Origin of the sequence: Variovorax sp. Varisp85 (genome assembly GCF_047304045.1) — a bacterium.
GTDB lineage: Bacteria > Pseudomonadota > Gammaproteobacteria > Burkholderiales > Burkholderiaceae_C > Variovorax.
This window is the reverse complement of the sequence record NZ_JBGLYN010000001.1, coordinates 114,052-140,414: the sequence shown is the minus strand read 5'-3', so window position 1 is coordinate 140,414 and position 26,363 is coordinate 114,052. Positions and strand designations below refer to the sequence as shown.

The following is a 26,363-nucleotide window of genomic DNA, read 5'->3' as shown; positions in this document are numbered from 1 at the left end:
CAGCTTCGCCGGTACATTTCGCTAAAATGATTCAGAACTAAAACATTCAGGTATGCAATCAAATTCACTGACCGGCCGCCATGCACTCGTCACGGGCGCGGCGCGCGGCATCGGCGCGGAGATCGCGCGCACCCTGGCCGCCGAAGGCGCCGTTCTGACGCTGCTGGGGCGTGACCGCGAAGCGCTGAAGCGTGTGGCCGATTCGCTCGCGGGCAGCGGGCATGGCGTGGCTGCAGCCGATGTGGCGAATCCGCAGGCGGTGCAGGCGGCCTTCGCAGAGGCCCGAGCAGCGCGCGGCCCTGTTGCCGTGCTCGTCAACAACGCGGGTGCCGCCGAGAGCGCGCCTTTCCTCAAGACCTCGTTCGAGCTCTGGCAGCGCATGCTGTCGGTGAACCTCACCGGCAGCTTCCTGTGCGCGCAGGCTGCGCTGCCCGACATGCTCGATGCGGGCTGGGGCCGCATCGTCAACATCGCCAGCACGGCGGGGCAGAAGGGCTACGCCTACGTGTCGGCCTACACCGCGGCCAAGCATGGTGTGGTCGGGCTCACGCGTTCGCTGGCGCTCGAAGTGGCGCGCAAGGGCATCACGGTGAATGCCGTATGCCCGGGCTACACCGACACCGACATCCTGCGCAACAGCGTCGCCAACGTGGTCGGCAAGACCGGGCGCAGCGAGGCCGACGCGCTGGCCGAATTCTCCAGCGTCAATCCGCAGCGGCGCATCGTGCAGCCGGCCGAAGTCGCCGATGCGGTGCGCTGGCTGTGCGGCACGGGCGCTGCGTCGGTCACCGGCCAGTCGATCTCGGTTTCAGGGGGAGAGGTGACATGACGCGCGACAACGATGCCTCGCACGCGGTGCTGAGCGATGCGGAGGAACTGGGCCACGAAGCCCGCGCGGGCCACGAGGACCACGCGATGCTCAAGCTCTGGCTGCGCATGCTGGCCAGCACCACGCAGATCGAGGCCGAGATCCGGCGCCGGCTGCGCGAGCGCTTCGGCATCTCGCTCGCGCGCTTCGACTACATGGCGCAGCTCCATCGCTACAAGGACGGGCTCAAGATGCGCGTGCTCTCGCGCTACCTCATGGTGACCGGCGGCAACGTCACAGGCCTGACGGACGAACTCGAGCGCGAAGGCATGGTGGCCCGCGCGCCCAGCCCCGACGACCGCCGCGCGTGGATCGTGAGCCTCACGCCGACAGGGCGCCGCACCTTCGAGACGATGGCGAGCGAGCACGAACAATGGATCCTCGAGATGTTCTCGGGGCTCGACATGAAGACCGTCAAGCAGATGCACACCCAACTGGGCTTGCTGCGTGTGCACGTGATGCGCGGCGAGCCGCCGGCCGAGGAGGGCTGAGCATGAGCGCGGCCACCCCTGTCGATCTCCCGGCCCAGGGCAGCGAGTTCCGCCGCGCGCGGCTGATCCGCTTCTCGGACTGCGACCCGGCGGGCATCGTTTTCTACCCTCAGTACTTCGTGATGCTCAACGGGCTCGTCGAAGACTGGGTCAACGAGGGCCTGGGGCTCAGCTACCACGGGCTGGTGGCCGTGCGGCGCATTGGCCTGCCCACCGTGAAGCTCGAAGCCGACTTCCGTGCGGTGAGCCGCATGGGCGACCAGGTCACGCTCGGCCTTACCGTGCAGCGGCTGGGGTCGCGCTCGATGACGCTGCTTGTGCGCTGCTTCGAGCCGGCGACCGGAGAACTGCGCATGCAGATGCAGCAGGTGCTCGTGACCACGTCGCTCGAAACCCATCGCGCCGTCGCCATTCCGGACGACATGCGCGCAGCCATCCTGCGCAACGCGCCCGAGCTGGGCTGAGCGTCCTAGGGGGCGGGCTCGCTGCCCGCCGCGTCCTGCGCGCGCTTCTTCAGCCAGCCGCCGAGCTCCTTCTTTCCCTTGGCATTGGCGGCGCGCCATGCGTTGCGCGCGGCCGCAATGAAGCGCTCTTCCGCTGCATCGGGTACTTCGCTGAGGCGGTCTTCTTCGTCGAGCCAGCCGGGCTCGACGCTGCAATGCCGTTCGATCTGCCGTGCCAGGTTGTCGCCGATGGGCCGCGAGCTCTTGATCTGGCTCCACATGCTCGGAGAAATTTCGAGCTTCTTCGCAAACGCCTGGTCCAGCCCCTTGGCTGGCAGGCCCGCGGCGATGGCCTCTTCGAGAAAGCGGCGGTGCAACGCAAGGGCATTGCGGCGGCGCGCGACGGTGATATTGGGCACTGTTCAAAAACAACAACAAGACAAGAAAAGATTGTCCCGGTTGTTGACGCCGTCGTAAACACTATTTACAGTTGCCTTCATTCGCGGCCCAGGCCGTCCCTTTTGTCCAACCCTTTACAGCCGACAGCGGCAATTTTTTGACTCAGGAACCATCGTGAACACCGCCTTGAACCTCACCAGCATTCGACCCGCCTTGGGCCGATCGCTCGTGCGCGTCTGGTCGTGCGGTGGTTTGGACAGCATGCTGTCGATCCGACCGAACCAGCACCAGAACCACGTGTATTCCACGAAAGCCGCAGCCAGCCTGCGCGTTGGAAAAGTCGAGGATCAAGTGCTACCGGGTGGAGGTTGCGCGTAGGCGCACACCTTCCAAGCTCTCTCATGCAGAGGCCCGGAAACCGCAAGGTTCCGGGCCTTTTTGTTTTGTCTGTCGTGCTTGTTTGCCATTTCGGGTGTGCCTTCACCACACCGCCAGAGCCCACCGCGTAGACGGTCTGGCGGGATGTGCAGGAACCGATCACTCCTGTGCAGCGACGTCGTACGGGACAGCGCCCAGCGCGCTGTCCGTCGCGTGAGGACACAACCGAAATGGAAAGCGGGACACCGTTTTTTTCGAACCACCGAACCCGAGCGGGACCGGGCCATGCAGATGGCCCTCCCGCGGAAACCGGCCGCAAAGATTGGGCGGCGCCGGAACCCGTAACCGGACACTTTTGTTTTCGACCCGCGTTAGCTCAATGGATCAGAGCACTTGCCTACGAAGCAAGGGGTTGCACGTTCGAGTCGTGCACGTGGGGCCTTTTTTTTGTTCGAGCTGTCACGCCAACCAAGGAGCCACCATGCGCAAGCGCAATACCCCGATCCGGATGATCACCGTGCGTCCGGCACAGCCACGCAACCGCATGATGATGGCCTTGGCCCGCAGTTTCGGCATTGCCGTCGACGCGCGTCGCACAGGCGAATGCGCGGCGGACTCCGCGGGGCGCGAGCCGCTGCCGGAGGGACTCGATCCCGACCAGCGCGTTCGCGCAGTCGGCGAATGGTAGGCCGGCCGCCTGTTCCTTGTTTTTCATGGTGCGCGTAGCTCAATGGCAGAGCCGCGGGTTGTGGTCCCGCTGACGACGGTTCGATCCCGTTCGTGCACCCCACTTCGTTTCATTCGACCTCATCAACAACCATCGCCGCAAAAGGAGGCGAGACATGCATCCCCACGTCCTGCAACTCGATATCCAGGGCACGCCGCAAGCCTGGATTTCGCTGGAGCAGGCGGTGTTGCACTACGCGACCGGCTCGGTCGCATGGGAAGACGGCGGCCTGCCGCTCGCCACGCTGCGCGGCGGCTTCAACGTGGCGCGCGGCGTGCAGTCGCGCATCGACGTGGCGCCGATCGTTGCGCTGCGCGGTGCGTCGAAGATCAACCTCTTCGACGTGATTCCGAGCGTCACCAAGAGCAAACTGCTGCGCCGCGACCGCCACACCTGCGCCTACTGCGGCGAGGTGTTCCACGAGCGCGAACTGCAGTGCGAACACGTGCTGCCCGAGTCCCGCGGAGGTCCGTGGACCTGGACCAACCTCGTGAGCGCATGCGGGGTCTGCAACAACCGCAAGGCAGCGCGCACGCCGGAGGAGGCGGGCATGCCACTGGTCTATCTGCCCTATGTGCCGAACCGCTACGAGAACTTCCTGCTCGAAGGACGCAACATCCGTGTGGATGTGCACGAGTGGCTGGCAAAGCGGCTGCCCAAGGGCTCGCGGCTTCAGTGAGGGCAGGGCTGCGATCCTGGTCTTTGTCCATGAAAAAAGCCCGCTGCCTGTCTCCCAGGCGGCGGGCTTTTGTAAGTGTGAGGCGCCGGTGTTCAGCGTCCGAAGAGACGATAGGCGATCAGGCCGGCGGCCGCCAAGCCACTCGCGATGGCGAGAATCACCTTGGTGGCACGACCCGAACCGCGTTTCGAGCGGGGCCAGTGGTCCGGCCCGATCAGGTCGATGGGGACGGTGGGTTTGCCTATGTCGGACGCCTTTTCCATGAGAGGAAATATAGCTCACGCGTGAAGGCGCGGTCGGGGCCTGGCTGCATCCTGTGGCCTCCGAACATCGTTGTCGACCTTGGCTGCGGCTGGACAAAAAAAATACCCGCCTGAGCGGGTTGAACGAGCTTTATGGCTTCGAAGTGATTTCCCTGTGTCATTGTTGTTGTGCTGCGTGACAGCCGGTACAAGATGCCATGCCGGATGGGGACCTATTGCAGGTTGAACCCGGAGCAGCTTGTAAGTGACGCACAAATCGTGAAATATTCCCGCATGAGAAAGGAAATCTTCCTCGAAGGTTTGACGCGTGCACTTGAGCGCCGGGGTCGCTGTGCTTCTGCAATGCAGCTCTGGCAGTGCATCAATCGGGTGGCCAGTACCTGATGGCCGAGGTGGGTGAGCGGCACGATCTGCTCGAACGCTGCGTCGCCGATTGGATCGCACGGCAGGGGCTACTTCCTGGGGCCGGCGAGCCAAAGAAAAAGCCTCCTCGCGTGGACCGTGAGGAGGCTTTGACAAAAAAATAGCGCGAAGAACGCGCTATTTTTCGGTGTTGGTGGTGGGCCCTGCGTGACTCGAACACTCGACGGCTGACTCGTCGGTGTCCGTTGCCGCTTTCGCGCGCAGGTCGCGAAACTGGAACGTGGTGATGTCGATCCCCGCGCTCTTGCGGGCCTTGTCGAAGCGCTTGCGCAGCATCGCGGCCGTCATCGGGGCGCCGCGCTCGTTCGCCAGCAGCGGGGCCGACTGCTTTGGCCTAGCCGCCTTGAACACGCGGATTTCTTCGATCAGCTCTTCCAGCGCGTTTTCGACCACGATCCGCAGCTTCGTCTGTGTCTTGCCCTGGTGCACCGCGGGTACTCGCCGCGGATGTGGTCCTTGCTCATGCCGAGCACGTCGGCGGGCCGCTGGCCGGTGATATGGGCTAGGCGCAGCGCGAACCGCAGCGACCACGCAGAATGACCAGCCTGAGCGTCGGGTTCAGACGGCCACGTACTCGACCGCACCGGTGTCCCCGTCCAGGATCATGTCGTAGGGATACCAGTAGATCTGCTCGTCGCCATAGTCGTCGACATAGCTGTACCCGATGTATGTCATTCCCAGGTACGTGTCTTGAACGTGGATGAAGGTGGCGTATTGCATTCCGTCCGCCCGGGCCATCTTCTTGTTCGTCTTGTATTTCTTGACCGGCAGGTCGCCCTTGTTTGCATGCTTGACGTGGAACGCAGCGATTTTTGTGTCTTTGATGTCCACGGAGACCGTGTGCGGCCCGCTCTTGTCGATGACATGCTGGCCGTTACTCTTGAGCTTGTCGCCCACCAATTTCGCGCCATTGTGGTGGTGATGCTTTCCCTTGGCGAAGCTCGCATCGATGAAGCCGAATACGCCGGAAAGGGCGAGGCCGGTAGTCAGAAGACGTCGTGTGAGGTTCATTTCGATTCTCCTTGCCGAGCTTGACCGTCGCGATGCGCGAGTCAGCGCCGAGCGTCAAAGTTCTGCTCTGCCAAAGCGAGCCCGGATGTAGGACTTGGAGCGGCATGTGCGCGGGCCGGCATCCGGGCTTCAGCAAGCGAAGAAGGAGCGAGTGCGCTCGCAGCTCATCTGGTTGCGTTCTTTACGCGTGTTGAGATGTTGCGCAGATCAAGGCATAGCCTCCCCGCCGAGGCTTGATGGAGTCCCTTTGTCGGTTCTGCCATGGACTTCAGGCGAATGACGCGGACTTGGTCATCCTACCCAGCTGCGGTGCTTCGGCGCCAAGCGCTCATCGGCTTCACCGAATACTCTGGCTGAAAAAGAAAAAACCTCCCAGTCTTTCGACGGGAGGTTTTTCTGTTTTGCGGAACACGTTCGGCGTTTGCGGAACAGTGCTCCTTAAGAAACAGCGCGGAAGCCGCGCAGTTTCCAGTGTTGGTGGTGGGCCCTGAGTGACTCGAACACTCGACCTACGGATTAAGAGTCCGCTGCTCTACCAACTGAGCTAAGAGCCCTTGCGTTGAAAACGTTTGGTGTTTTCTGGCAAGACCACGAGTATATCCCAGAATTTCTGCATGGCCAAAAAATTTGTGGCCGCAGCGTTAGGATTCACCACGCCCGAGAGGGCAAGGTCCTTCAACCAGGAGAATTTCGATGAGCGATGCGAGCACCACGCCCCATGTCTTGATCACCGGCGCCGCTGGCGCACTGGGCCGCGCCGTGGCTCAGCATTTCATCGACCAGGGCGCGCGCCTGGCGCTGGTCGACCACCATGCGGGCCGTCTTGCTGAAGTCTTTCCGGGCCTGGACAACTCGCAGCATCTCTTGCTGGCGGGCGACGTGACTTCCACCTCCGAGATGGCCGCCCTTGCGGAGCAGGCGCTCAAGTCCTTCGGCCGCATCGACGCACTGGTCCACATCGCGGGCGGATTCGAAATGGGCGAAGCGACGCATGCACTCACGCGCGCGAGCTGGGACCGGATGATGAATCTCAACGCATGGTCGTTCGTCGCCGTGACGCAGGCGGTGCTGCCCTCGATGATCGCGCGCCGCGCCGGCAGCGTCATCGCCGTGACGGCGAAGGTCGCGGCACGCGGCGTGCCGGCCATGGCCGCGTACATCGCTTCGAAGAGTGCGCTGCAGCGCCTGGTGGAAGCCATGGCAGCCGAGGCTTCGCCGCACGGCGTCAACATCAACAGCGTGGCTCCCAGCGTGCTCGACACGCCAGCCAACCGGCAGGCGATGCCCGATGCGAACCCGGCCGACTGGGTGTCTACCTCGGTCGCGGCGCAGACCATTGGCTTCCTCGCATCGCCGGCGGCTGCGGCGCTGCATGGACAGCATCTGACGCTGGATACCTGAGCCGGAAAAAGAAAAGGCCCTGGCAGATGCCAAGGCCTTTCCTGTGTCGGTTGGTGGAGAGGAGGAGGATCGAACTCCCGACCTCCGCATTGCGAACGCGGCGCTCTCCCAGCTGAGCTACCCCCCCAACACAAGCCGAATTTTAACCAAAACTCCGTCTCGGCGCACGCTGGCGTGCCAAGATGCGCGCCTCGCAAAACACGGAGAAAAAGCGCATGGCCCCGTTCGATCCCGCCTGGCTGGAGGGCATGTACAACAACCTCGCACGGGTCAAGGACCACCCCGCCTACTTCGAGCGCTGGGCACGTGAATCCGCCGCGGTGCGCGAGGCCTTGCCCGCGCGGATCGACGTGCCATATGGCCAGGGCGTGAACGAAACGCTCGACATCTTTCCGGCACCCGTGCCCGACGCTCCCGTGCTGGTTTTCATCCACGGCGGCTACTGGCGCGCCATGGACAAGAAAGACCATTCCTTCATCGCGCCCGCGTTCAATGACCGCGGCATCTGCGTGGTCCAGCCCAACTACGCGCTGTGTCCCGGCACGCCGCGGCGGCCCGTCACGGTGCCCGGCATCCTGCTGCAGATGGTGCGTGCGCTCGAGTGGACATGGCGCCACGTCGCGGCCCATGGCGGCAATCCCTCGCGGATCACCGTCGCTGGCCATTCGGCTGGTGGGCACATGGCGGCGGCGCTGCTGGCCTGCGACTGGAAAGCGGTCGCCTCCGACCTGCCTGCGCTGCTCGTGCGCAATGCGCTGTCGATCTCGGGCCTCTACGACCTTCGCCCGCTGCAGCGCACGCCGTTCCTTGAAAACACACTGAAGCTGAGCGACGCGGACGCCCTGCGCGCCAGCCCCGCCCTGTGGCCAGCACCGAAACGTGGGCAGCTCTACGCAGTTGCAGGCGGCGAGGAGAGCGAGGAGTTCATCCGCCACAACGTGATGATCCGCGAGGCGTGGGGGCGCAACACCGTGCCGGTGTGCGAGGTGCTTCCAGGGCTCGACCACTTCGGCGTGGTCGATGCGCTCGCCGATCCGGCCCACGCGCTGCACCGGCACGCGGTGCAGTTGCTCGAGGCCTGACCGGCAGTGCCCGGGCTTACATCAACAGATGTTCGCCCGCGTTGTCTCCGCCCAGGGTGACGTAGTTGACCTTGCGGATGTCCATCAGCGCGCGCCCGCCCGCGTAGCTGATCGAGCTCTGCACGTCCTGCTCCATCTCGACCAGCGTGTCGGCCAGCTTGCCCTTGATGGGTTCGAGGATGCGCTTGCCCTCGACGTGCTTGTACTCGCCCTTGTTGAAGTCGCTGGCGGAGCCGTAGTACTCCTTGAACAGCGCGCCATCGACCTCGACCGTCTTGCCGGGCGACTCCTCGTGCCCCGCGAACAACGAACCAATCATGACCATCGACGCGCCGAAGCGCACGCTCTTGGCAATGTCGCCATGGTCGCGGATGCCGCCGTCCGCAATGATCGGCTTGGTCGCCACGCGCGCGCACCACTTGAGCGCCGACAGCTGCCAGCCGCCCGTGCCGAAGCCGGTCTTGAGCTTGGTGATGCAGACCTTGCCCGGGCCGATGCCGACCTTGGTCGCGTCCGCGCCCCAGTTCTCGAGGTCGATCACTGCTTCGGGCGTGCCGACGTTGCCGGCAATCACGAAGGCCTTCGGCAGCTTTTGCTTGAGGTAGCCGATCATGTTCTTCACGCTGTCGGCGTGGCCGTGCGCGATGTCGATCGTGACGTACTCGGGCACGAGGCCTTGCGCCACCATCTGGTCGACGGTGTCGTAGTCGGGCTTCTTCACGCCGAGCGAGATGGACGCGAACACGCCCTTGCCTTGCATCTCCTTGACGAACTTCACGTTGTCGAGGTCGAAGCGGTGCATCACGTAGAAGTAGCCGTTCTGCGCCAGCCACAGGCAGATCGATTCGTCGACCACCGTTTTCATGTTGGCGGGCACCACCGGCAGGCGGAAGCTGCGCTCGCCCAGCGTCACGCTGGTGTCGCACTCGGAGCGGCTCTCCACGCGGCACTTGCGTGGGAGCAAAAGGATGTTGTCGTAATCGAAAATCTGCATGACCAGGCTCCTGAAAGGAATCGTTGAAAGGAACGAATGAGCGCTTGGTCCGGCCGGCTTTCGCGGTACGTTCTTGCAAGAAGACGCCCACAAAAAACCGGGCGCAAGAATCTTGGGCCCGGTGATTGATTTTACGCGGCCTCGCAAAGGCAGGTCTTCCGATTCTTCATATAACCCGCATACGCAGTGGTTTCTACAATCGCAGGATGTTGTTTCACGATCCTGCGGCTGACGCCCACCCTCCCGCACTGCCGCTGCTCCAGAACCTGAACGCGGAGCAACTCGCCGCGGTCACGCTGCCCGAGGGCAACGCGCTGATCCTGGCCGGCGCCGGCTCCGGCAAGACGCGCGTGCTCACCACCCGCATCGCCTGGCTGCTGCAGACGGGGCAGGTCTCCCCCGGTGGCATCCTTGCTGTGACCTTCACCAACAAGGCCGCCAAGGAAATGATGACGCGCCTGACGGCGATGCTGCCCGTCAATGTGCGCGGCATGTGGATCGGCACTTTCCACGGCCTGTGCAACCGCCTGCTGCGCGCGCACTGGAAGCTGGCCAACCTGCCGTCGACTTTCCAGATCCTCGACACGCAGGACCAGCTCTCGGCCATCAAGCGCCTGATGAAGCAGTTCAATGTCGACGACGAGCGCTTCCCGGCCAAGCAGACGCAATGGTTCATCGCCGGCGCCAAGGAAGACGGCCTGCGCCCCGACGCTGTCGAAGTCCGCAGCGACGACGACCGCAAGAAGGTCGAGCTCTATCGCCTCTATGAAGAGCAATGCCAGCGCGAAGGCGTGGTCGACTTCGGCGAGCTCATGCTGCGCAGCTACGAGCTGCTGCGCGACAACGACCCGGTGCGCGAGCACTACCAGCGGCGCTTCCGCCACATCCTGATCGACGAGTTCCAGGACACCAACCGCCTGCAGTACGCGTGGATCAAGATGCTCGCGGGCAACTCCGCCGCGGGCCAGTTCGAGCCGGGCCGCAACAGCGTGATCGCCGTGGGCGACGACGACCAGAGCATCTACGCCTTTCGCGGTGCGCGCGTGGGCAACATGACCGACTTCGTGCGCGAGTTCAACGTCACGCATCAGATCAAGCTGGAGCAGAACTACCGCAGCTACAGCAACATCCTCGACTCGGCCAACGAACTCATCAGCCACAACAAGAAGCGCCTCGGCAAGAACCTGCGCACCGACCAAGGCCCCGGCGAGCCGGTGCGCGTGTACGAATCGCCCACCGACCTCGCCGAGGCCCAGTGGATGGTCGAGGAAATGCGCCAGCTCGTGCGCGATGGCTTCGACCGAAAAGAGATGGCCGTGCTCTACCGCAGCAATGCGCAGAGCCGGGTGATCGAAACGGCGCTCTTCAATGCATCGGTGCCTTACCGCGTGTACGGCGGCCTGCGCTTCTTCGAGCGCGCCGAAATCAAGCATGCGCTGGCCTACCTGCGCCTGCTCGAGAACAAGGACGACGACACCAGCTTCCTGCGCGTGGTCAACTTCCCGCCGCGCGGCATCGGCGCGCGCACGCTCGAAACCCTGCAGGATGCGGCGCGCGCGGCCGGCCGTTCGCTGCACGATGCAGTGAGCGTGGTCGGCGGCAAGGCCGGCGCGAACCTCACGGGCTTCGTCGCCAAGATCGACGTGCTGCGCGAGCAAACCCAGGGTGTGAGCCTGCGTGAGATCATCGAGCTGGTGCTCGACCACAGCGGCCTCGTCGAGCACTACAAGGCCGACCGCGAAGGCGCCGACCGCATCGAGAATCTGGAGGAACTCGTGAACGCGGCAGAGAGCTTCGTCACGCAGGAAGGCTTCGGCCGCGACGCCGTGGCGCTGCCGGTCGACGAGCTGCGCCAGTCGCCCGCGAGCCAGGGCATCGACCTGACCCGCCCGGTGGTCGACGAGCCGCTCGCGCCCGACGCCGAAACCGGCGAGACCCTGAGCCCGCTGGCCGCCTTCCTTACGCACGCCGCCCTCGAATCGGGCGACAACCAGGCGCAGGCCGGGCAGGACGCGGTGCAGCTCATGACCGTGCATGCCGCCAAGGGCCTGGAGTTCGACTGCGTGTTCATCACCGGTATGGAAGAGGGCCTGTTCCCGCACGAGAACTCGATGAGCGACTTCGAGAGCCTCGAGGAAGAGCGCCGCCTGATGTACGTGGCGATCACGCGTGCCCGCAAGCGCCTTTACCTGAGCCATTCGCAGACGCGCATGCTGCACGGCCAGACCCGCTACAACGTCAAGAGCCGCTTCTTCGACGAGCTGCCCGAGGGCGCGCTCAAGTGGCTCACGCCCAAGAACCAGGGCTTCACACCGTCGGCCTTCGGCTATGGCGGCGGCTACGCGAGCACGCGCGGCGGTGGTGGCGGCTACGGCGGTGGTTATGGCGGCGGCAGCAACAGCCGCGACAAGGAAACTTTTGCCAGCCCACCCGTGCCGCCGCAGAAGACCGCGCCGTCGCACGGCCTGCGTTCAGGTATGCAGGTGTTCCACAACAAGTTCGGCGAAGGCACGGTGACCGCGCTCGAAGGCACGGGCGACGATGCGCGTGCGCAGGTCAAGTTCGCGCGGCATGGCGTGAAGTGGCTGGCGCTGTCGGTGGCCAAGCTCACGCCGATCTGAGCCGGCCGCCAAGGGGGGCAGCAGCCGCTTGCGGCGCTCAGTCGGGCTTGAAGGTGTCGCGGAAGGTGAACCAGTTCGACGCCTGCGCCATGGCGGCGAGCGCCAGCAGCGTGCCGACCATCAACACGTTGCCGACGGCCATCGCGCCGGCATCCGAGCCCAGCGAGCCCACCCCGATCACGACGGTAGCGATCAGCGCCACGCAGGCAAGGCTGATCAGGACCACGCCGCACCACACGAGCCAGAACAGCGCGTAGGCGCTGAAATTCCGGAACATCGCCACCAGGCTGAAGAAGATGCTCTTCACCGGCTCCACCTTGTGCCAGTGAACGAGCGCGGGGGCATGCCACATCGCCGCGACCAGCGGCAGCGTGAGGCACAGCTGAAGCATGTTGGCCACCTGGAAGCGGCTGCTTTCCAGCACTTCCTTCGCAGGAGCTTCGCCGAGGAAGTAGCTGCGCACGAACTGGCCGCCATCGACAACGGCCGTCGCGAGCACCGTCAGGAAGAAATACACCGCGGAAATCAGGCCGAGCACCACCAGCGAACGCCATTCCGTCCGCATGGCACGCGCCACTGCCAGAAACATGAGCGCGCCGGTCGGTTTTTTCACGTCGCCCGTGGCGTTGCCGTTGCCGGACGCGGAATCGGCCACCGACGCTGCGACCATGAAGGCGAGCGTGGAAAACGGCAGCAGCATGAGTGGAAGGAACCTGCCGACCAGCGGCAGTTGCGACACGCTGGAAATCACCGCCATGAACAGAAGGAACAGCGAGACGAAGGCCAGCGGCTGCCGCCAGAAATTCCGGAGCCCGAGGCGGACCCATTCGACGCCGGTTCGCGCCGGCACGAGGTTGAGTTTCATGTGTGTGGATCAGGCAGCCAGCAGCGGCTCGAAGGCCTGTGCCATGGCATGCGGGTAGGTGGCGCGATCGCGCAGCACGCGTTCGAAGTGCGCGGGGTCATGGGGCTTGAGCATGCTCGCCTCGCGCGGCAGATGGAAGTCCCAGAGCCGGGAAATCCAGAAGCGCAGCGCGGCGGCGCGCAGCATTGCGGGCAGCAGGGCGCGTTCGGCGGCGTTCAGCGTTCGCACGGTTTCGTAGGCCGAGAGCAGCGCATCGGCGCGTCCGGCATCGTGCCGGCCGGTCGGCAGGTCGATGGCCCAGTCGTTCAGGCATACGGCCAGGTCGAACAGCCAGGTGTCGGTGCCGGCGAAGTAGAAGTCGAACACGCCGGTCAGGCGCGGTGCGGCACCGGCGTCGCCATCGGTCGCGAACATCACGTTGTCGCGGAACATGTCGGCATGCACCGGGCCGCGCGGCAGGGCCGCATAGGCCGACGATTCGGCGACGTGGTTCTGGTAGGCCAGTTCGGCGCGCAGCAGGGCAGCCTGCGGCTCTTCGATGTACGGCAGCACCACCGGCACCGTCTCGTTCCACCAGGGCAGGCCGCGCAGGTTCGGCTGGATGCGGGGGTAGTCGCGCCCCGCGAGGTGCATGCGTGCCAGCATCGCACCCAGTTCGGCGCAATGCGCCGCACCGGGCGCCAGTTCGCTGCGCCCCGAGAGCTTCTGCACCACCGCCGCGGGCTTGCCGGCCACGATGTGCAGCAGGTCGCAAGAGGCTTCGGCGGGTACGGGAGGCTGGCTTTTCCTGGGCTTCTCGGCGGCGACAGGCTCCGCCGCCGCCACAGGCGCGGGCACCGGCAGGCCGGCGGCCGCCAGGTGCTGCATCAGGCAAAGGTAGTAAGGGAGCTGCCCGGCGCTCAGGCGCTCGAACAGCGTCAGCACGAACTCGCCGGACTCGGTGGTCGCGAAGTAGTTGGTGTTCTCGATGCCGCCTTCGATGCCGCGCAGGTCGCGCAGCGGGCCCAGGCCCAGGCGTTGGACGAGCGCGTCTGCCTCGCCGAAACCGACTTCGGTGAAAACTGCCATGGCGGTACTCAGCGCCGGGTTGCTGGTTCGAAAACGGAAAGGGAAGAGTGCAGCACGGTCAGAACTTCATCACGTTCCAGACGCGGGGGCCATTGGCGCCCGTTTCGGACGAGCCCTGGCGCCCCGTGGCGGCGTCGGCGGGCAGCACTTCGTAGCCCGGCACGTTCGACTTGGGCTTGACGTTGATGCTTTGCGTGCGGCCGCCGTAGCGGACTTCGTCGACCGATGCGCCGCTGTCCTCGGTGTGGATGTTCTCGACCTTCTGGTTGCGTCGGCCCTCGGCTTTGGCCCGCTCCTGATTTTGTAGCGAATCGGCCGGAGCCGCCGCGGGGGCAGACGCGGGCTGCTGCGCCTGCACGGCGGCAAAGGGGGCTGCGAAAGCCAGCGCCAGCAGGATGCGGCGGGCGACCAGGAGTGTGGAGCTAGGCATGCATCGATTGTAGGCGCGGCCCCGATCCTTGGGCGTCGGCTGGAGCCTCGTGCCGTCGTGGTTCGGAGCGCTGCTGCGGGCACGGCAAAATGGCCCGATGACCGACAAGAAAACGCTGCTGCTCGTCGATGGCTCGAGCTATCTCTACCGCGCCTTCCACGCCATGCCCGATCTGCGGGCCGTGCCCGGCGACTCCAAGAGCCCGGCGACCGGCGCCATCCGGGGAATGATCAACATGATGACCGCGCTGCGCCGCGAGGTGCGCGCGGACTACGCGGCCTGCATCTTCGATGCGCCCGGCAAGACCTTCCGCGACGACTGGTACCCCGAGTACAAGGCCAATCGCTCGCCGATGCCCGACGACCTGCGCAGCCAGATCGACCCCATCCACGAGGTGGTGAAGCTGCTCGGCTGGCCCGTGCTCAGCGTGCCCGACGTGGAGGCCGACGACGTCATCGGCACGCTCGCCAAGATCGCCGCCGCGCAGGGTGTCGAGGTGATCGTGTCCAGCGGCGACAAGGACCTGAGCCAGCTGGTCGACGAGCACATCACCATCATCGACACGATGAACGGCAAGAAGCGCGACGTGGCGGGCGTGACGGCGGAGTTCGGCGTGCCGCCGAACCTGATGATCGACTACCAGACGCTGGTCGGCGATTCGGTCGACAACGTGCCCGGCGTCGAGAAGGTCGGCCCCAAGACGGCGGCCAAGTGGCTGCTCGAATACGGCTCGCTCGATGCACTGATCGAACGGTCCACCGAGGTCAAGGGCGCGGCCGGTGAAAACCTGCGCAAGGCGCTCGATAAGCTGCCGCTGAGCAGGCGCCTCGTCACCATTCGCACCGACTGCGACCTCGATGGCCACGTTGTCGGCCTTCCGTCGCTGGACGGGCTGCCCGTCGGTGCGCCGCAGACCGCCGAGCTCAAGCCCTTCTACGAGAAGTTCGGCTTCAGGAGCCTGGTCAAGGCGCTCGAAGCGCAGGAAGTGCCGCCCGAGCTGATCGAGGAGAGCCTCAAGAAGAAGGCTGCCTCCCGGGCCGATAGCGACCAGGGCGGCCTGTTCGACGAACCCTCCGGGCTCGAAGCTCTGGAGGCCGCTTCCCCCGCAAGCAACCTCAAGTACGACACGATCACGACCTGGGCGCAGTTCGACGCCTGGCTCGCGAAGCTCGAAGCCGCCGAACTCGCGGCCATCGACACCGAAACCACTTCGCTCGACGAGATGGTCGCGCAGATCGTCGGCGTGAGCTTCAGCGTCACGCCCGGCGAAGCGGCCTACATCCCGCTGACCCACAACTACCCCGATGCGCCGGAGCAGCTGCCCATCGACGAGGTGCTCGCCAGGCTCAAGCCCTGGCTCGAGAACGGCGCGAAGAAGAAGCTCGGCCAGCACATCAAGTACGACCGCCATGTGTTCGCCAACCACGGCATCGAGGTGCAGGGCTATGCGCACGACACCATGCTGCAGAGCTATGTGCTCGAAGTGCACAAGCCGCACGGCCTCTCCAGCCTGGCCGAGCGCCACCTCGGCCGCAGCGGCATTTCGTACGAAGACCTGTGCGGCAAGGGCGCGCACCAGATCCCGTTCAGCCAGGTCGACATCGCCAAGGCCGCCGAGTATTCGTGCGAGGACAGCGACCAGACGCTCGACGTGCACAACACGCTGTGGCCCCAGCTGGAGAGGAACGAAAAGCTGCGCTTCGTCTACCAGCTCGAAATGGATTCGAGCGAGGCGCTCTACCGCGTCGAGCGCAACGGCGTGCTGATCGACGCACCCACGCTCGCCGCACAGAGCCACGAACTCGGCACGCGCATCATGGCGCTTGAGCAGGAGGCCTACGACATCGCGGGCCAGCCCTTCAACCTCGGTTCGCCCAAGCAGATCGGCGAGATCTTCTTCACCAAGCTGGGCCTGCCCGTGGTCAAGAAGACGCCGAGCGGCGCACCCAGCACCGACGAGGAAGTGCTCGAGAAACTGGCCGAGGATTACCCGCTGCCGGCCAAGATCCTCGAGCACCGCGGCCTGTCGAAGCTCAAGGGCACCTACACCGACAAGCTCGGCCAGCTCGCCAACCCGCGCACCGGCCGCGTGCACACGCACTACGCGCAGGCCGTGGCCGTAACGGGCCGCCTGAGCAGCAACGACCCCAACCTGCAGAACATCCCGATCCGCACGCCCGAAGGCCGCCGCGTGCGCGAGGCCTTCGTGGCGCCCGCCGGCAGCGTGATCGCCAGCGCCGACTACTCGCAGATCGAGCTGCGCATCATGGCCCACATCAGCGGCGACGAGTCGCTGCTGCGCGCCTTCACCGAAGGCATCGACGTGCACCGCGCCACGGCCGCGGAGGTGTTCGGCTCCACGCCAGACCAGGTGTCGAGCGAGCAGCGCCGCTATGCCAAGGTCATCAACTTCGGGCTGATCTACGGCATGAGCAGCTTCGGCCTGGCAAAGAACCTCGGCATCGAGACCAAGGCCGCGGCCTCATACATCGAGCGCTACTTCGCGCGCTACCCGGGCGTGAAGGCCTACATGGACGAGACCAAGGCGCTCGCCAAGGAGCAGGGCTATGTGGAAACCGTGTTCGGCCGCCGCCTGTACCTGCCCGAGATCAACTCGCCCAACGGCCCGCGTCGCGGCGGCGCCGAGCGCGCGGCCATCAATGCGCCGATGCAGGGCACGGCGGCCGACCTCATCAAGCTCAGCATGGTGAAGGTACAGAACGTGCTTGACGAAGAGAAGCGCGGCACCAGGATGATCATGCAGGTGCACGACGAACTGGTGTTCGAAGTGCCCGAGGCGGAGATCGAATGGGTGCGCACCGGAATCCCGCGTCTCATGGCCGGCGTGGCCGCGCTGAAGGTGCCGCTGCTGGCCGAGATCGGCGTCGGTCCCAACTGGGACAAGGCGCATTGAGGCGTACTGAAAAAGAGACAACGAAGGAAGCACACAAGCACATGAAATTCCCGCATCGCCAATTCCTGCTCGCCGCCGCCTGCGCGGCCTTCCTGGGCTGCGCCTTTGCCGCGCCCGACGCCCGCATCGCCGCGCTCGCCGCCAAGGAAAAGCCCGCGCTGCTCGACACGCTCAAGGAGCTGGTCTCCATCGAATCGGGCAGTCGCGACCTCGACGGGCTCGAAAAGATCTCCGACCTCGTCGCCGCGAAGTTCAAGGCGCTGGGCGGCGAGGTCGAACTGATCGATCCGAGCGCCGAGGCCTACCGCATGGAAGACACGCCCGAGAAGATCGGCCGCGTGGTGCGCGCCACCTTCAAGGGCACGGGCAAGAAGAAGATCCTGCTGATCGCGCACATGGACACGGTCTACACCGTGGGCATGCTCGACAAGCAGCCGTTCCGCATCGAAGGCGACAAGGCCTACGGCCTGGGCATTGCCGACGACAAGCAGGGCGTGGCGGTCATCACGCACATCGTGTCGATGCTGCAGGCAATGAAATTCAAGGAGTACGGCACGCTCACCGTGCTGATCAACGGCGACGAGGAAATCAGTTCGCCCGGCGCGCGCGCGCTCATCACGCGCATGGGCGCCGAGCACGATGCGGTGCTGTCCTTCGAAGGTGCCTATGTGAAGGAAGACAAGCTTTCGCTCGCCACGGCGGGCATCGCCTCGGTCACGCTGCACGTCACGGGCAAGGCCTCGCACGCGGGCTCGGCACCCGAGCTGGGCGTGAACGCGCTGTACGAGCTGTCGCACCAGATCCTGCAGATGCGCGACCTGTCCGATCCGGCCACCGGACTGAAGATGAACTGGACCATCTCCAAGTCGGGCAGCAACCGCAATGTGATTCCGGCCAGCGCCACAGCGGGTGCCGATGTGCGTGTGCTGAAGGTCAGCGACTACGACCGCATCGAGCAGCAGGTGAACGAGCGCGTGAAGAAGCAGCTCATTCCCGAGGCCAAGGTCGAGCTGAAGTTCGAGCGCCGCCGTCCGCCGCTCGAAGCCACCGACGCCTCGCGCGCCCTGGCCCGCCATGCGCAGCAGATCTACAAGGACGAGCTCGGCCGGCCGCTGGGCGCCGACGACAAGGCCGCCGGCGGCGGCACCGACGCGGCCTTCGCGGCGCTGAAGACCAAGGCGCCCGTCATCGAGCGCTTCGGCCTGCAGGGCTTCGGCGCGCACTCGGCCGATGCCGAATACGTGCTGATCGATTCGATCGAACCGCGCCTGTACCTCGGCACCCGCATGGTCATGGACATCGCGCGCGCGAAATGAACCCGCCCCCAGTCTTCGCGCACTTCGTGTCGCTTCGCCCACCCTCTGCGGGGGGCAACACCGGTGGCCCGGCGAAGCCGGTTCCACGGTGTTCCGCGAAAAAGTCATCGAGCCGCTGATTCAGCATGCGCCTGCGTCACATCGAGGTCTTCAACGCGATCATGCTCACGGGCAGCGTGAGCGCGGCCGCGCGGCTCATCAACATCACGCAGCCGGCGGTCAGCCGCACGCTGCAGCATGCCGAGCTGCAACTGGGCTTTCCGCTGTTCCAGCGCGCCAAGGGCCGGCTCACGCCGACCACCGAGGCCCTCACGCTGTACCCGCACATCGAGCGGCTGTTCGCACAGCTCGACGAGGTGCAGCGGCTGGCGGCCAACCTGCGCACCGCGGGCGACACGGGCGAGTTGCGCATCCTCAGCGTGCTGGCGCTGAGCTACGACATCCTGCCGCGCGCGCTCAAGGCGTTTCGCGAAAAGCATCCGGGCTATGCGATCACCGTCGAGTCGCTGCACTCGCCGCAGATCATGTCGGCGCTGCTGCTGCAGGAGGCCGACGTGGGCTTCGCCTTCAGCCCCGCCGTGCATCCCTCGCTCACGCAGGAGACGCTGGCCGACAGCCGCATGGTGTGCGTCGCGCCCAAGGGCATGCTGCCGCGCGCGCTGGTGCGCAACGGGTCGGTGGCGCTGCACGACCTCGTCAACCGCCCGGTGATCGGCCTCGACAGCCGCGACCCCGTCGGCACCAGCCTGAGCCAGGCCTGCCGGCAGGCGGGCGTGGGCTTCCAGCAGGCGGTGGTCACGGTACAGACCTATCACGCGGCGCTGGCCATGGCGCACCATGGCATCGGTGTGGCGCTGGTCGATGGCTGCACGGCGCGCTCGGCGGACCGCGAGAAGGTCGACGTGCTGACGCTGGAGCCGCATATTCCGGTGCCGATCCGCGCGCTGCGCTTCGCGGCACGGCCCGATTCGGTGGCGGTGCGCGGCATCACCCGCTGCATGCAGCAGGCGATTCAGGAAAACATCTAGTTCAGGCCTGCAAGTCCTGTGCGATCTGCAGCGCCGAGCCGAACGCCAGCGTGAACCCCAGCGCGCCATGGCCCGTGTTGAACAGCATGTTCGACGGTGCGCTCGGCAGCCGCCCGATGATCGGCAGCCCCGTCGGCGTAGCGGGCCGCATGCCCGTCCAGGGATGCAGTTCTTCCAGCCGGCTCGCATGCGGAAAGAGGGCGCGGGTCGCGGCTGACAGCGTCTCGATGCGCGTGGCCGGAATGCTCGCGTCGTGTCCCACGAGCTCGGCCATGCCCGCCACGCGCAGGCGTGAGCCGATGCGCGCGAACACCACCTTGCGTGCGCTGTCGGTCACGTTCACATGCGGGGCGGCGCCGGGCGCCGGATCGACGTCGACCGTGATGCTGTAGCCCTTGAGCGGGTACACCGGCAGGTAGGCGCCGAGTGCGCGGCCGAGCTTGTGCGAGGCCGAGCCCAGCGCCATCACGAAAGCATCGGCTTCCACGTCGCCGTTGCTGGTCCGTGCCGCGGCGATGCGGTCTTCGCTGCGCGCAAAGCCATTCACGTCGGCGCCGAGCATGAAGCGCACGCCGCGCGCACTCAGTGCGCGCATCAGCTCGGCGCACACCTTGAGGCAGTCGGCTGCACATTCGCTCGGCGTGTAGACGGCGCCCGCCATCTGGCCGCGGTAGCCGGCGAGCGCGGGCTCGATGGCGATGCATTCGTCGGGCGTCACCAACCGCTGTTCGCTACCCATGGCGCGCTGCAGTTCAAGCTGCGCGCGTGCACCCTCGAGCGACGCCGAGTTGCCGTACAGCACCAGTTTCCCGGTGGCCGAGAAATCGCAGTCGGGCGCGATGTCGGCCTGCATCGCCTCGAACCCGGTGCGGCTCGATGCGGCCAGCGCCAGCAGCCTGGCCGTCGTGTCGCGCGACGTCTGTGCGTTGCAGGCGGCAAGAAAGGCCATGCCCCAGCGCCACTGCAGCGGATCGAGTTGCGGCCGCAGCTTCAGCGGCGAGGTGGGCGACAGCAGCAGCTTGGGCAACTGCTTCCAGATCGACGGATCGGCCAGCGGCTGCACGTACGAATAGCTGAGCTGCGCGCCATTGCCGCCGCTTGCACCTGCGCCGGGGCCGGCACGGTCGATCACGGTGACCTGATGGCCCTGGCGTTCGAGCTGCCAGGCGGTGGCCAGGCCCACGATGCCGGCACCGAGCACACACACATGCATGGAGGCAACTTTCCGGAGGTTGAGATCAGAGCCAAGACTGTAGGAGGACGCGGCCCCGGCAGGAAATGCCAAAAGAAGCCTCGCCCATAACCTTTGGGCATGGGTCGGATTTCAATTGGAATTGTCGCTTTGCGTCACTCCTTCCTACACTGGCCGCCTGTTCAATCCAACCGAATGAGGGCTCGAATGAAACTTTCCGTCCTGATGGCTTCGATGGCCGCCGCGGTGCTTTTCACCGCCACGGGCGCGCAGGCCGCCGACACGCTCGCCAAGATCGCCGAGTCCGGCAAGATCACGCTCGCCTACCGCGAGTCGTCGGTGCCCTTCAGCTATCTCGATGGCCCCAACAAGCCGATCGGGTTTTCGGTGGAGCTCTCCAACGCTGTGGTCGAAGCAGTGAAGAAGAAGCTGAACAAGCCCAACCTGCAGGTCGCGCTGATGCCCGTCACTTCGCAAAACCGCATTCCGCTGATCACCAACGGCACCGTCGACCTGGAGTGCGGCTCCACCACCAACAACTCCGCACGCGGCAAGGACGTGGCCTTTGCCATCAATCACTTCTATACCGGTACGCGCCTGCTGGTGAAGAAGTCTTCGAAGATCAAGGACTACGCCGACCTCGCGAAGAAGACCGTGGCGAGCACCACCGGCACCACCAACGCGCTGGTCATGCGCAAGTACAACACCGAGAAGAACCTTGGCATGGACATCGTGCTCGGCAAGGACCACGCGGATTCGTTCCTGCTGGTGGAAAGCGATCGCGCCGTGGCCTTCGCCATGGACGACATCCTGCTGTTCGGCCTGATCGCCAATTCCAAGACGCCGGCCGACTTCGAGGTGGTGGGCGAGCCGCTGCAGGTCGAGCCCTATGCCTGCATGCTGCCCAAGGACGACCCGGCCTTCAAGAAGCTGGTGGACGACACCTTCGCCGGCATGATGAAGAGCGGCGAGTTCGAGAAGCTCTACAACAAGTGGTTCATGCAGCCGATCCCGCCGAAGAACGTGCCGCTGAACCTGCCGATGAGCCCGCAGCTGAAGGAAAACCTGAAGGCCCTCAGCGACAAGCCCGCTACTTGAGCTCGCCCCCAGGCTGCGCGCACTTCGTGTCGCTTCGCCAACCCCCTACCGGGGGCAATACCAGCGGCCCGGCAAAGCCGGTTCCGCGGTATTCCTGAAAAGAGAAAGATCATGGCTTCGACGAACGTTGTAGGCATCTTGGGGGGCATGGGCCCCGCGGCGGGCGCTGACTTCGTGCGGCTCTTCGTGCAGGCCTGCGCGCAGCAGATGCGCTCGCGCGGCGAGCCGGTGCGCGACCAGGCCTTTCCCGAGCACTGGCTCGCGCAGGTGCCGGTGCCCGACCGCACCGACGCGCTGGCTTCGGCCGAGCAGGGCGCGCATCAGCCGCTCGAACCGATGCTGCAGGCGCTGGGCCGCCTGGCCGCGCTGGGCAGCAGGGCCGTCGCCATTGCATGCAACACCGCGCATGCCTGGCACGCCAACCTGCAGGAGCGTTTTCCGCAGGTCGAGCTGCTGCACATGGCGCGCGAAACGGCGCGCCACGTGGCCGAGCAGGGCGCGGCCGGCGTGGCGCTGATGGCCACCGAAGGCACCTACCGCGTGCGGCTCTACGAACAGGCGCTGGCCGACGCGGGCCTGGGCTGCCACGTGCCGCTGCCCGAGGAGCGCCGGACCATCATGCGGGGCATCTTCGACGGCGTGAAGGCCGGCAACATGCCGCTCGCCGAGCAGTGCTTCTACGAGGTGGCCCTGAAGCTCGCCGAACGCCACGGCCCCGTCACCATCATCATGGGCTGCACCGAGGTGCCGCTGGGGCTGCAAGGCTCTGCGGCCGTGGCCGGGCTGGACCTGGTCGATCCCGCGCAGGTGCTGGCCGCTGCGCTGGCGTGCCGGGCGTACGCGTCGCACCAACCCCACTGAATTTCAGGGCTTGGAGGGGCAGGGCCGATTTCGCCTACATTGCGGCGTGCGTTTTCCATGGCGCCACGCCCCATTGTTCGACGATTCAACTGGAGCCCTTCCCATGTCCCTCGACGACAGCCGTTCCGACTTCGATTCGCTTCGCCCCGGCGAGAGCACCGGGCAGGGCGCCACGCGCCGCACCGCGCTCAAGGCCGCCATCGGCGTGGGCTACGCGGCTGCCGTGTTGCCGGTGATGGCGCAGACCGCCATCAGCACCACGGCCGAAGGCCTGAAGGCCGGCCCCATCAAGTACACCGTCAACGGCTTCGAGGTGCCCGCCTACGCGGCCGCGCCAGAAGGTAAGACCGGCCTGCCGGTGATCCTGGTGATCCAGGAAATCTTCGGCGTGCACGAGTACATCGCCGACACCTGCCGCCGCTTCGCCCAACTCGGCTACATGGCCATCGCTCCCGAGCTGTATGCGCGCCAGGGCGACCCGCGCGGTTACACCGACATTCCGAAGCTGCAGGCCGACATCGTCACCAAGGTGCCCGACGCGCAGGTCATGGCCGACCTCGACGGCGCGCTGGCCTATGCCAGGGCCAACGGCGGCGACACCGGCAAGGCCGGCATCACCGGCTTCTGCTGGGGCGGTCGCATCGTCTGGCTCTATGCCGCCACCGGCAAGGTCAAGGCGGGCGTGGCCTGGTACGGCCGGCTGGCCGGGCAGGCCAGCGTACTGACGCCGAAACACCCGATCGACATCGCCGCCGGCCTGCAGGCGCCGGTGCTCGGCCTGTACGGTGGAAAAGACCAGGGCATCCCTCTTGACACGGTTGATAAGATGAAAGCAGCTCTGGCCACCGGAACCCCGGCGGCCAAGGCGTCGAGCTTCGTCGTGTATCCCGAAGCAGGCCATGCATTCCACGCCGACTACCGCCCGAGCTATGTCAAGAGCGCGGCGGAAGACGGCTGGCAACGCGCCACGGCCTGGTTCAAAGCCAATGGCGTCGCCTGAAGACGGCGCCTTGTAGCCACCCCGCCGAAGGCCGTCCGCGTGACGGCCTTTCTCTTTTTATGAACGGTATGCGGCCCTGACGGCCGCTCTTCTTGCGCAAGCCCAGCTATGAATTTGATAGTCATCATCGCGGCGACCCTGGTTGCCGGTATCGGGAGCGTCTGGCTCGCGGCCCTGTTGTTGAAGGTGGGTGTGCGCAGCGGGTCGGGCGGCGTGAACCCGCAGCACCTGCTGAGCCTGGCGGCCGGCGCGCTGCTGGCCACTGCCTTCATGCACCTGCTGCCCGAAGCCTTCGAAAGCCGCATCGAGCCGGCGCTGCTGTTCGCCGTGCTGCTGTTCGGGCTGGTGTTCTTCTTCCTGCTCGACAAGGCCGAGCTGTGGCACCACGGGCATGAGCATCACCATGGCGAGGAGAAGGGCGGGCACGACGGCCACGACCATGGCCACGAGCACTCGCACGCTCATGCACACGACCACGGGCCCCGCACCGGCGGGTGGGCCGTGCTCACGGGGGACAGCGTGCACTGCTTCGGCGACGGCATCCTGATCGCCTCGGCCTTCACCGCCGACCTGCGCCTCGGCCTGGTCGCCGCCATCGCGGTGCTGGCGCACGAAGTTCCGCATCACATCGGCGACCTCGTCGTGCTGCGCCAGAGTTCGGCCAACCAGCGCGCAGCGCTGGTGAAGGTGTCGCTGGCCGGCACCATGACCGCGCTGGGCGGCATCGCGGGCTGGTGGCTGATCGATCAGCTGCACAGCTGGCTGCCGTACTTCCTGGTGCTGGCTAGTAGTAGTTTTGTCTACGTGGCGCTGGCCGACCTGATTCCGCAACTGCAGAAGCGCCTGCCGGCGCGCCAGACCGCCGCGCAGATCCTGTGGCTGGCCGCGGGCATCGTGCTGGTCACGCTCGTGAGCCGGCTGGCACACGGCGAGCAAGGGCACGACCATGGCCACGACGACCCGGGCCACGGGGAGCACGGCCACGTGCACAAGGACTGACGGTCCTCCAGCTCCTGCAGGAAACTTCCCGACACCGATGCTGCGCGCCGGATGAACCGCAACGGTCGAAACAGGCGCACCATAGGGGGGCTGTCAGAAATCTGCCGAGGAACCGATCATGAACACCATCGACGCCACCGCGCGATCCGCTGCGCCCGCCGAAGACGACGAGGACGACATGCCCGCCGATGACTTCGAGGAGCAGGATGCCGACGTGTCCGACGACCTGTCGGAGGAAACGGGTATCGACCTCACCGATGCGAGCGAGCTCGATGCAGACAACGTGCCGGCCGACGAGGAATTCGATCGCGTCATGAACGCGCCCGACTGACCTCGCTCGCTCAGGCTGCGTCGCGCCGCGTGATCACCTGTCCGTTGCGTGCCCCGCTGTGCACGCCGGCGCGCCAGGTCACGGCGCCGTTCACGATCACCGCGTCGATGCCTTCGGCCGCCCGCGTCGGCGTTTCGTAGTTCGCTGTGTCGCGCACCGTCGCGGCGTTGAAGATCACCACATCGGCGTGGTGCCCCGGCTTCAGCGTGCCGCGCTCGTGCAGGCCGAAGTTGCGGGCCGTGAGCCCGGTCATCTTCCACACCGCCGTCTCCAGCGGGAACAGGCCGACATCGCGGCTGTAGTGGCCAAGCACGCGTGGGAAGGTGCCCCACAGGCGCGGATGCGGCTTCTCGCCCAGCGGAATGCCGTCGGAGCCGATCATGGTCTCGTCGAAGGCGAGGATGCGCTGCACGTCGTCCTCGTCCATCATGAAGTAGATGGCGCTGCCGGGCTGCAGCCGTTTCGCCGCCTCTTCGCCCGACACGCCCCATTCGGCGGCGATGTCCTTCAGGTCGCGGCCCGCGCACTCGGGATGCGGCACGCTCGACGCGATGAGCACGCGGCCTTCCATCATCCCGCGGTCGGTGCGGATCATGGTGGAACCCGCCGTGTACGGATAGCAGTCGAGCCCGATGCACTGGTGCTGCATCGCCTCCTTGATGAAGGGCAGCGTGACTTTCGTCTTGCCGAAGTTGTGCGTGTTCTGCACCTTGTGATGCGACACCACCACCGGGATGTCGAGCGCGCGGCCGATGTGGAAAGTCTCTTCGAGCGACTCCATCACGCGGTCGCTCTCATCGCGCATGTGCGTCACGTACAGCGCCTTGCGTGCGGTGAGCGGGCGGCCAACCTCGATGATTTCCTCGGTCGTCGCCTTCACGGCGGGCGGGTAGAAGGTGCCGGTCGACATGCCGATGGCGCCGGCCTGCATCGCTTCTTCGACCAGCGCCTGCATGGCTGCGATCTCGCTGTCGTTCGCGGGGCGGTCGAGGTCGGCCATGGCCACGGCGCGCAGGGTCGAGTGGCCGACCATCGCGGCGACGTTCACCGACGATGGCGTGGCGCGCAGCGCGTCGAGGTACGCGGCGAAGCTGGTGAAGCGGCCCTCGGCTGGCGAATCGAGCAGGCTCAGCGGCATGGGCAGGTCCATGTCGGCGCGCAGCGGTGCGGCGCTGATGCCGCAGTTGCCCGCCACTACCGTGGTCACGCCCTGCGACACCTTGAATGGCATCTGCGCCTGAGACAGCACAGCCTGGTCGTCGTGCGTATGCGAGTCGATGAAGCCCGGGGCGACGATGCGGCCGGTGGCGTCGATCGTCTGTTCCGCCGTGTGGCCCGCGAGCTTGCCGATGGCGACGATGCGGTCGCCGACGATGCCGATGTCTGCATCGAAGCGCGGCGCCTTGGTGCCGTCGATCACGGTGCCGCCGCGGATCAGAAGTTCGTAGTGAGGGAGCTTTTTGGACACGGGAGAAATCCTT

26 protein-coding genes and 4 tRNA genes are annotated in these 26,363 nt (G+C 65.8%); 18 read left to right on the top strand and 12 right to left on the bottom strand.

Annotated features, from left to right (window positions below; genetic code table 11):
* Nucleotides 1-52: 52 nt before the first annotated feature.
* Genes ACCC97_RS00700 through ACCC97_RS00690 form a run of 3 tightly spaced genes read left to right on the top strand, consistent with a single transcriptional unit; the run spans nt 53 to nt 1,823 of the window.
* Nucleotides 53-829, top strand: a complete 777-nt coding sequence (locus ACCC97_RS00700; RefSeq protein ID WP_007831219.1) for an SDR family NAD(P)-dependent oxidoreductase — start codon at nt 53-55, stop codon at nt 827-829.
* Entirely contained in the window at nt 826-1,359 is a 534-nt protein-coding gene (locus tag ACCC97_RS00695) for a MarR family winged helix-turn-helix transcriptional regulator (protein ID WP_007831218.1), read from the top strand. Before ACCC97_RS00700 ends, ACCC97_RS00695 begins: the two co-directional genes overlap by 4 nt.
* Before the next feature lie 2 nt (nt 1,360-1,361).
* Nucleotides 1,362-1,823, top strand: coding sequence for an acyl-CoA thioesterase (locus ACCC97_RS00690; RefSeq protein WP_007831217.1), 462 nt, complete (start codon nt 1,362-1,364; stop codon nt 1,821-1,823).
* 5 nt (nt 1,824-1,828) lie between these two features.
* Here ACCC97_RS00690 and ACCC97_RS00685 read toward each other — a convergent pair whose 3' ends face one another.
* Nucleotides 1,829-2,221: a hypothetical protein gene (locus ACCC97_RS00685; RefSeq protein WP_007831215.1), complete on the bottom strand. Its 393-nt coding sequence runs from the start codon at nt 2,219-2,221 to the stop codon at nt 1,829-1,831.
* Between the two features lie 723 nt (nt 2,222-2,944).
* On the opposite strand from ACCC97_RS00685, the gene ACCC97_RS00680 reads away from it, so the two are divergent.
* The 4 genes from ACCC97_RS00680 to ACCC97_RS00665 all read left to right on the top strand — a co-directional run bounded on the left by ACCC97_RS00680 (nt 2,945) and on the right by ACCC97_RS00665 (nt 3,985).
* A tRNA-Arg gene (locus ACCC97_RS00680) sits at nt 2,945-3,018 on the top strand.
* 42 nt (nt 3,019-3,060) lie between these two features.
* Nucleotides 3,061-3,267 (top strand): hypothetical protein, encoded by a 207-nt coding sequence (locus tag ACCC97_RS00675; protein ID WP_007831213.1) that lies wholly within the window; start codon nt 3,061-3,063, stop codon nt 3,265-3,267.
* A 28-nt stretch (nt 3,268-3,295) separates the two neighbouring features.
* A tRNA-His gene (locus ACCC97_RS00670) sits at nt 3,296-3,369 on the top strand.
* Between the two features lie 52 nt (nt 3,370-3,421).
* Nucleotides 3,422-3,985: an HNH endonuclease gene (locus ACCC97_RS00665; RefSeq protein ID WP_007831211.1), complete on the top strand. Its 564-nt coding sequence runs from the start codon at nt 3,422-3,424 to the stop codon at nt 3,983-3,985.
* Between the two features lie 92 nt (nt 3,986-4,077).
* On the opposite strand, the gene ACCC97_RS00660 is transcribed toward ACCC97_RS00665, so the two are convergent.
* The 4 genes from ACCC97_RS00660 to ACCC97_RS00645 all read right to left on the bottom strand — a co-directional run bounded on the left by ACCC97_RS00660 (nt 4,078) and on the right by ACCC97_RS00645 (nt 6,236).
* Entirely contained in the window at nt 4,078-4,248 is a 171-nt protein-coding gene (locus ACCC97_RS00660; protein WP_007831210.1) for a hypothetical protein, read from the bottom strand.
* Between the two features lie 540 nt (nt 4,249-4,788).
* Nucleotides 4,789-5,100 carry a hypothetical protein gene (locus tag ACCC97_RS00655; protein WP_413331365.1) on the bottom strand — a complete coding sequence of 104 codons (312 nt, stop codon included), beginning with the start codon at nt 5,098-5,100 and terminating at the stop codon, nt 4,789-4,791.
* Between the two features lie 129 nt (nt 5,101-5,229).
* Complete coding sequence (locus tag ACCC97_RS00650; RefSeq protein ID WP_413331363.1) at nt 5,230-5,682, bottom strand: hypothetical protein; 453 nt, start codon at nt 5,680-5,682, stop codon at nt 5,230-5,232.
* A gap of 478 nt (nt 5,683-6,160) precedes the next feature.
* Nucleotides 6,161-6,236, bottom strand: a tRNA-Lys gene (locus tag ACCC97_RS00645).
* Nucleotides 6,237-6,375: 139 nt separating this feature from the next.
* Between ACCC97_RS00645 and ACCC97_RS00640 the strand changes: the two genes are divergently transcribed.
* Complete coding sequence (locus ACCC97_RS00640) at nt 6,376-7,083, top strand: SDR family NAD(P)-dependent oxidoreductase (RefSeq protein WP_413331362.1); 708 nt, start codon at nt 6,376-6,378, stop codon at nt 7,081-7,083.
* Between the two features lie 51 nt (nt 7,084-7,134).
* Here the strand turns inward: ACCC97_RS00640 and ACCC97_RS00635 are convergent.
* Nucleotides 7,135-7,210 (bottom strand) — tRNA-Ala (locus ACCC97_RS00635).
* 88 nt (nt 7,211-7,298) lie between these two features.
* Between ACCC97_RS00635 and ACCC97_RS00630 the strand changes: the two genes are divergently transcribed.
* Nucleotides 7,299-8,165, top strand: a complete 867-nt coding sequence (locus ACCC97_RS00630; RefSeq protein ID WP_413331361.1) for an alpha/beta hydrolase — start codon at nt 7,299-7,301, stop codon at nt 8,163-8,165.
* A gap of 16 nt (nt 8,166-8,181) precedes the next feature.
* Here ACCC97_RS00630 and ACCC97_RS00625 read toward each other — a convergent pair whose 3' ends face one another.
* Nucleotides 8,182-9,159, bottom strand: coding sequence for a GMP reductase (locus tag ACCC97_RS00625; protein ID WP_007831202.1), 978 nt, complete (start codon nt 9,157-9,159; stop codon nt 8,182-8,184).
* Nucleotides 9,160-9,365: 206 nt separating this feature from the next.
* Here ACCC97_RS00625 and ACCC97_RS00620 point away from each other — a divergent pair, with 206 nt between their 5' ends.
* Nucleotides 9,366-11,780, top strand: coding sequence for a UvrD-helicase domain-containing protein (locus ACCC97_RS00620; RefSeq protein WP_413331360.1), 2,415 nt, complete (start codon nt 9,366-9,368; stop codon nt 11,778-11,780).
* 37 nt (nt 11,781-11,817) lie between these two features.
* On the opposite strand, the gene ACCC97_RS00615 is transcribed toward ACCC97_RS00620, so the two are convergent.
* Genes ACCC97_RS00615 through ACCC97_RS00605 form a run of 3 tightly spaced genes read right to left on the bottom strand, consistent with a single transcriptional unit; the run spans nt 11,818 to nt 14,143 of the window.
* Nucleotides 11,818-12,645 carry a BPSS1780 family membrane protein gene (locus tag ACCC97_RS00615; protein ID WP_007831200.1) on the bottom strand — a complete coding sequence of 276 codons (828 nt, stop codon included), beginning with the start codon at nt 12,643-12,645 and terminating at the stop codon, nt 11,818-11,820.
* Nucleotides 12,646-12,654: 9 nt separating this feature from the next.
* Complete coding sequence (locus ACCC97_RS00610) at nt 12,655-13,713, bottom strand: homoserine kinase (RefSeq protein WP_413331359.1); 1,059 nt, start codon at nt 13,711-13,713, stop codon at nt 12,655-12,657.
* 58 nt (nt 13,714-13,771) lie between these two features.
* A complete protein-coding gene (locus ACCC97_RS00605; RefSeq protein WP_413331357.1) occupies nt 13,772-14,143 on the bottom strand; it encodes a hypothetical protein in 372 nt (123 codons plus the stop codon).
* Nucleotides 14,144-14,240: 97 nt separating this feature from the next.
* Here ACCC97_RS00605 and polA point away from each other — a divergent pair, with 97 nt between their 5' ends.
* The 3 genes from polA to ACCC97_RS00590 all read left to right on the top strand — a co-directional run bounded on the left by polA (nt 14,241) and on the right by ACCC97_RS00590 (nt 19,401).
* Nucleotides 14,241-17,057, top strand: a complete 2,817-nt coding sequence (gene polA / locus ACCC97_RS00600) for a DNA polymerase I (RefSeq protein ID WP_413331356.1) — start codon at nt 14,241-14,243, stop codon at nt 17,055-17,057.
* 41 nt (nt 17,058-17,098) lie between these two features.
* Nucleotides 17,099-18,373, top strand: coding sequence for a M20/M25/M40 family metallo-hydrolase (locus tag ACCC97_RS00595; RefSeq protein WP_413331355.1), 1,275 nt, complete (start codon nt 17,099-17,101; stop codon nt 18,371-18,373).
* 125 nt (nt 18,374-18,498) lie between these two features.
* Complete coding sequence (locus ACCC97_RS00590) at nt 18,499-19,401, top strand: LysR family transcriptional regulator (protein ID WP_007831195.1); 903 nt, start codon at nt 18,499-18,501, stop codon at nt 19,399-19,401.
* A 1-nt stretch (nt 19,402) separates the two neighbouring features.
* On the opposite strand, the gene ACCC97_RS00585 is transcribed toward ACCC97_RS00590, so the two are convergent.
* On the bottom strand, nt 19,403-20,614 hold the full coding sequence (locus ACCC97_RS00585; RefSeq protein WP_413331354.1) for a D-amino acid dehydrogenase: 1,212 nt from the start codon (nt 20,612-20,614) through the stop codon (nt 19,403-19,405).
* Nucleotides 20,615-20,800: 186 nt separating this feature from the next.
* Between ACCC97_RS00585 and ACCC97_RS00580 the strand changes: the two genes are divergently transcribed.
* From ACCC97_RS00580 to ACCC97_RS00560, 5 genes are all read left to right on the top strand, one after another.
* Nucleotides 20,801-21,691 (top strand): transporter substrate-binding domain-containing protein, encoded by an 891-nt coding sequence (locus ACCC97_RS00580; RefSeq protein ID WP_007831192.1) that lies wholly within the window; start codon nt 20,801-20,803, stop codon nt 21,689-21,691.
* A gap of 111 nt (nt 21,692-21,802) precedes the next feature.
* Nucleotides 21,803-22,552 (top strand): aspartate/glutamate racemase family protein, encoded by a 750-nt coding sequence (locus tag ACCC97_RS00575; protein ID WP_413331353.1) that lies wholly within the window; start codon nt 21,803-21,805, stop codon nt 22,550-22,552.
* 103 nt (nt 22,553-22,655) lie between these two features.
* Nucleotides 22,656-23,552: a dienelactone hydrolase family protein gene (locus tag ACCC97_RS00570; protein ID WP_413313403.1), complete on the top strand. Its 897-nt coding sequence runs from the start codon at nt 22,656-22,658 to the stop codon at nt 23,550-23,552.
* Nucleotides 23,553-23,660: 108 nt separating this feature from the next.
* The gene (locus ACCC97_RS00565) at nt 23,661-24,551 is read left to right on the top strand and encodes a ZIP family metal transporter (protein ID WP_007831184.1); all 891 of its coding nucleotides are present in this window, start codon (nt 23,661-23,663) and stop codon (nt 24,549-24,551) included.
* Nucleotides 24,552-24,669: 118 nt separating this feature from the next.
* Nucleotides 24,670-24,882 carry a hypothetical protein gene (locus tag ACCC97_RS00560; RefSeq protein ID WP_007831182.1) on the top strand — a complete coding sequence of 71 codons (213 nt, stop codon included), beginning with the start codon at nt 24,670-24,672 and terminating at the stop codon, nt 24,880-24,882.
* 10 nt (nt 24,883-24,892) lie between these two features.
* Here the strand turns inward: ACCC97_RS00560 and ACCC97_RS00555 are convergent, their stop codons facing one another.
* Nucleotides 24,893-26,350: an N-acyl-D-amino-acid deacylase family protein gene (locus tag ACCC97_RS00555; protein ID WP_413331352.1), complete on the bottom strand. Its 1,458-nt coding sequence runs from the start codon at nt 26,348-26,350 to the stop codon at nt 24,893-24,895.
* Nucleotides 26,351-26,363: the final 13 nt, after the last annotated feature.

Excerpts from the sequence above, each read along its gene's own strand:
- ACCC97_RS00700 (WP_007831219.1), top strand. The coding sequence starts at position 53 with ATGCAATCAAATTCACTGACCGGCCGCCATGCACTCGTCACGGGCGCG.
- ACCC97_RS00695 (WP_007831218.1), top strand. The coding sequence starts at position 826 with ATGACGCGCGACAACGATGCCTCGCACGCGGTGCTGAGCGATGCGGAG.
- ACCC97_RS00690 (WP_007831217.1), top strand. The coding sequence starts at position 1,362 with ATGAGCGCGGCCACCCCTGTCGATCTCCCGGCCCAGGGCAGCGAGTTC.
- ACCC97_RS00675 (WP_007831213.1), top strand. The coding sequence starts at position 3,061 with ATGCGCAAGCGCAATACCCCGATCCGGATGATCACCGTGCGTCCGGCA.
- ACCC97_RS00665 (WP_007831211.1), top strand. The coding sequence starts at position 3,422 with ATGCATCCCCACGTCCTGCAACTCGATATCCAGGGCACGCCGCAAGCC.
- ACCC97_RS00660 (WP_007831210.1), bottom strand. The coding sequence starts at position 4,248 with ATGGAAAAGGCGTCCGACATAGGCAAACCCACCGTCCCCATCGACCTG.
- ACCC97_RS00650 (WP_413331363.1), bottom strand. The coding sequence starts at position 5,682 with ATGAACCTCACACGACGTCTTCTGACTACCGGCCTCGCCCTTTCCGGC.
- ACCC97_RS00640 (WP_413331362.1), top strand. The coding sequence starts at position 6,376 with ATGAGCGATGCGAGCACCACGCCCCATGTCTTGATCACCGGCGCCGCT.
- ACCC97_RS00630 (WP_413331361.1), top strand. The coding sequence starts at position 7,299 with ATGGCCCCGTTCGATCCCGCCTGGCTGGAGGGCATGTACAACAACCTC.
- ACCC97_RS00625 (WP_007831202.1), bottom strand. The coding sequence starts at position 9,159 with ATGCAGATTTTCGATTACGACAACATCCTTTTGCTCCCACGCAAGTGC.
- ACCC97_RS00620 (WP_413331360.1), top strand. The coding sequence starts at position 9,366 with ATGTTGTTTCACGATCCTGCGGCTGACGCCCACCCTCCCGCACTGCCG.
- ACCC97_RS00615 (WP_007831200.1), bottom strand. The coding sequence starts at position 12,645 with ATGAAACTCAACCTCGTGCCGGCGCGAACCGGCGTCGAATGGGTCCGC.
- ACCC97_RS00610 (WP_413331359.1), bottom strand. The coding sequence starts at position 13,713 with ATGGCAGTTTTCACCGAAGTCGGTTTCGGCGAGGCAGACGCGCTCGTC.
- ACCC97_RS00605 (WP_413331357.1), bottom strand. The coding sequence starts at position 14,143 with ATGCCTAGCTCCACACTCCTGGTCGCCCGCCGCATCCTGCTGGCGCTG.
- polA (WP_413331356.1), top strand. The coding sequence starts at position 14,241 with ATGACCGACAAGAAAACGCTGCTGCTCGTCGATGGCTCGAGCTATCTC.
- ACCC97_RS00595 (WP_413331355.1), top strand. The coding sequence starts at position 17,099 with ATGAAATTCCCGCATCGCCAATTCCTGCTCGCCGCCGCCTGCGCGGCC.
- ACCC97_RS00590 (WP_007831195.1), top strand. The coding sequence starts at position 18,499 with ATGCGCCTGCGTCACATCGAGGTCTTCAACGCGATCATGCTCACGGGC.
- ACCC97_RS00585 (WP_413331354.1), bottom strand. The coding sequence starts at position 20,614 with ATGCATGTGTGTGTGCTCGGTGCCGGCATCGTGGGCCTGGCCACCGCC.
- ACCC97_RS00580 (WP_007831192.1), top strand. The coding sequence starts at position 20,801 with ATGAAACTTTCCGTCCTGATGGCTTCGATGGCCGCCGCGGTGCTTTTC.
- ACCC97_RS00575 (WP_413331353.1), top strand. The coding sequence starts at position 21,803 with ATGGCTTCGACGAACGTTGTAGGCATCTTGGGGGGCATGGGCCCCGCG.
- ACCC97_RS00570 (WP_413313403.1), top strand. The coding sequence starts at position 22,656 with ATGTCCCTCGACGACAGCCGTTCCGACTTCGATTCGCTTCGCCCCGGC.
- ACCC97_RS00565 (WP_007831184.1), top strand. The coding sequence starts at position 23,661 with ATGAATTTGATAGTCATCATCGCGGCGACCCTGGTTGCCGGTATCGGG.
- ACCC97_RS00560 (WP_007831182.1), top strand. The coding sequence starts at position 24,670 with ATGAACACCATCGACGCCACCGCGCGATCCGCTGCGCCCGCCGAAGAC.